At 63.1% G+C, this 3,598-nt stretch carries 2 protein-coding genes; one reads left to right on the top strand and one right to left on the bottom strand.

What is annotated here, in order from left to right; translation table 11 throughout:
- Positions 1-703: 703 nt before the first annotated feature.
- The gene (locus tag AX676_RS12215) at positions 704-2,995 is read left to right on the top strand and encodes an AAA family ATPase (protein ID WP_066481216.1); all 2,292 of its coding nucleotides are present in this window, start codon (positions 704-706) and stop codon (positions 2,993-2,995) included.
- Between the two features lie 100 nt (positions 2,996-3,095).
- Here the strand turns inward: AX676_RS12215 and AX676_RS12210 are convergent, their stop codons facing one another.
- A complete protein-coding gene (locus AX676_RS12210; protein WP_066544396.1) occupies positions 3,096-3,527 on the bottom strand; it encodes an MAPEG family protein in 432 nt (143 codons plus the stop codon).
- Positions 3,528-3,598: the final 71 nt, after the last annotated feature.

The following is a 3,598-nucleotide window of genomic DNA, read 5'->3' as shown; positions in this document are numbered from 1 at the left end:
GGGATGAGGCGCGACATCCGGTGACAATGGCATGGGATGGGGGGTGTAGGACAGCGGGCGGAAAGTGGGCCGGGAGCGGAATGGCAGCTCCCGCGAAGCCAAATGCGATAATCGAACTCTCGTAACCATTCCCCGGAAGCGGTCGAGTGCGGAAGGACTAGCTATGAAGCAGGCGTTCGCTGCATCAGCCGACATGCAAGATATGACTCACCCCACCGGGTGGCAAATGTCTCTGAAACCTCAAACCAACCGGCACCCGGACCGCCGGCACCATGGTTAGCGCCCATGCACGAGCATTGGCATTCGTGCCCTTGAGCGTTCATGCATCTCGAAGCGCACTTCTCCTGCTCACGATAGGGCTGGATGATGTATAGCTTGGGATGCTTGCTGAGGATGTGATCGACAAGATCGCTGAACCAGTCTTGGGCGACTTCCCAACCTTTATAGCGATCAAGCCATTCGGGCTGACGGCCCTGAGGCCTCACCGCTTGTAGAAAGGAGCAGGCCGCACGTCGTTCTTCAAATCTATCGCTAGGCTGGGGTAGCTTGACTCGAAGTTTGTACCCCTTTCCCTTGCGGACAATGACGGGGATTTCGTCCTGCTTCCAAATGCGTCGAAGATCGTAAGATGCGCTCTGGTCCATAGGATCGTTGATCTTCCACGCTGTTGGTGGTGTCGCTATGCTGCCTTGAAGGGGGCAGGATGACAATCGAGCGACTTCAACTTCTGCGCAACGTCGGACAGTTCGATTCCGTCACCGCCGGCGCGCAGGCTCCGCTCGCCAAGCTATCGCTGATCTATGCCGAGAACGGTCGTGGCAAGACGACACTCGCCACCATCCTGCGCTCGCTCGGCACGGGTGACACGGCGCTGATCGAGGAGCGGCGCCGGCTTGGTTCCGCCAATGCGCCGCATATCGTTCTAGCGTCGGCCGGAGTGCCATTTACCTATCAGAACGGCGCTTGGTCGGTGCTTAATCCCGACATCGCCGTGTTCGACGACGGATTCGTCGCCGCCAATGTTTGCTCCGGCATTGTGATCGAGACGGCGCACAAGCAGAACCTCCACGAGTTGATCTTGGGAGCGCGCGGCGTCGCGCTGAACAGCGCTCTTCAAGGCCACGTCGAACGGGTCGAGGAGCACAACCGCGCTCTGCGCCTGAAGGGTGATGCCATACCCGCCGCGGCCCGCGGCACTCTTACCGTCGATGCCTTCTGCAAGCTAGCGGTCGACCCGGTGATCGACGCGAGAATCGCCAAGGCAGAGCAAAGCCTATCCGCGGCTCAGGCCGCCGGGACGATCCGGGTGCGCCCTATCTTTACGGCGCTATCTCTACCAACCTTCGATCGCGATGGCCTGAATGCCTTGCTCGCGCGCGGCTTGCCGGCGTTGGAGGCCGACGCCGCCGCGCGGGTAAAGGCTCACCTCCGCCGCCTTGGTCGAGATGGGGAGACATGGGTAGGGGAAGGCATGACGCGCATCGTCGGCGCGTCAGAGGGCCAACCGGGCGAGATATGCCCATTCTGCGCCCAGGATCTCGCCGCTTCACCGCTGATCCGGCATTACCAAGCCTATTTCAGCGATGCCTATGCCGAGCTGCGCAACACGATCAACCAGACCGGGAAGGGGATCAACACGACGCATGGAGGCGACGTGCCGGCGGCCTTCGAGCGAGCGGTGCGCGTGGCGGTCGAAAATCGGGAGTTCTGGCGGCCCTTCACCGACGTACCCGATATCGACATCGACACGGCCGCGATCGTCCGCGCCTGGAGCGCGGCGCGCGACGCCGTGCTCACAATCCTGCGCGCAAAAGCTGCCGCGCCACTAGACGCGATGGAGCTACCGCCAGAATGCATGGCCGCGATCGACGCCTATGACGTTCATCGCGCGCTGGTTGCCGACTTCTCGGACGTGCTCCTTGCCCGCAATCCATCGATCGCCATCGTCAAGGAACAGGCGGCGGTCGCCGACATAGCAACGCTGTCCGACGATCTCGCCAAGCTCACCGCTGTCAGGACGCGGCACCACGCACTCACCGCGGCGCTTTGCGATGCATACCTCGCGGAAAAGGCAGCCAAGAAGGCGACGGAAAAATTACGCGATGAGGCTCGCGCCGCGCTCGACCAATATCGAGGAGGTGTCTTTCCCGCCTACGAGGCCGCGATTAACGATTATCTGGGCCGCTTCAACGCCGGCTTTCGACTTGGCTCCGTCACGTCGGTGAACAACCGGGGCGGGTCGTCCGCCAGCTATAGCGTCCTCATCAACAACGTCGCAGTCGCGTTGAGCGCCGATGGTGGTCCTTCGTTCAAGAACACGCTCAGCGCCGGCGATCGAAACGCTCTCGCCTTAGCCTTCTTCTTCGCCTCGCTCGAGCAGGATCCCCGACTGGCGGAAAAGGTCGTGGTCATCGACGATCCCATGACAAGCCTCGATGAACATCGACGGCTCACGACGGTCCAGGAAATGCGGCGGCTATATGGACGGGTGCGTCAGATGATCGTGCTGTCCCACTCCAAGGCGTTTCTATGCGCCGTGGGGGAAGGCGCGGACCGGACGGCTCGCTGCGCCCTCCAGATCGTGCGGAGCGGCGGGGGATCGACGCTTGCCCCTTGGGACGTGCGGCAGGACACGCTCACGCCGCACGATCGGCGGCACGAGCTCGTGCGGGAATATCTCCGAACCAGTGATCCTACGCGCGAGCGAGAAGTCGCCGCAGCGCTCCGCCCAATCTTGGAAGCGTTCATGCGGGTGGCTCACCCCGAAACTTTCCCACCGGGCACGCTGCTCGGCTCATTCATCGCTATTTGCCAGCAACGGCACGGTGGGCCCGGCGAGATATTGTCACCCGCTGCGACGTCAGAACTACGCGCGCTGCTCGATTACGCCAACGCCTTCCACCATGATACGAACCCGGCTTGGGAAACCGCCCTTATCAACGATCGGGAGCTGCTTGGCTTCGCCACCCGGACGATCGCCTTCGCCTCGCGGTAGCTAATTTCCGTCTCCACCGAATCGGCGTTAGCGAACGGCGACTTTCAGGATAGGTCGATAACAGGGCAAATGGCCGATGTTAGGGCGCTCTTCCCCCCCTTCAAAACACCGCGATCGCCGCGTGGAGCGTCAGCGCGACCAGCGCCAGCGTGGCGAGCGCGAACAGGGCGAAGCGGACGATGACGCGATTGGTGGTGACCTGGACGAGGCTGTGCGCGATGCGCAGCGCGACATAGGCCCAGGCAAGCGCGAGGTTGAACCCGCCGCCCCAGCCGGTCAGCGCGAGCACGATCGCCACCGCATAGAAGATCGTCGGCTGTTCGAGCAGATGGTTGTAATTGTCGGCGGGCCAGCCGGCGCGTGCGTCCAGCCGCTGGCGCAGGTCCGCGCCGGTGCCGCCGACCAGCGTGGTGGCATCGATGCCGGCGCGCCGCATCGCCGGGATGCGGCGGACGTACATCCATCCCCACATCACGAGCGTCCACGCGGCGAGCGCGACGACGGGCGCGAGGATCGGGCTGTGGCTGGTCATGGTGATGCTCCCCCCTTTTGTTCGGGGGCAGCGTGGCGGGATGCGTTGCGGATTGCAACGGGGTTTGGGGG

Origin of the sequence: Sphingomonas sp. CCH21-G11, from assembly GCF_001555965.1 — a bacterium.
In the GTDB taxonomy this organism is placed as follows: domain Bacteria; phylum Pseudomonadota; class Alphaproteobacteria; order Sphingomonadales; family Sphingomonadaceae; genus Sphingomonas.
This window is presented reverse-complemented; position numbering and strand designations above follow the sequence as displayed.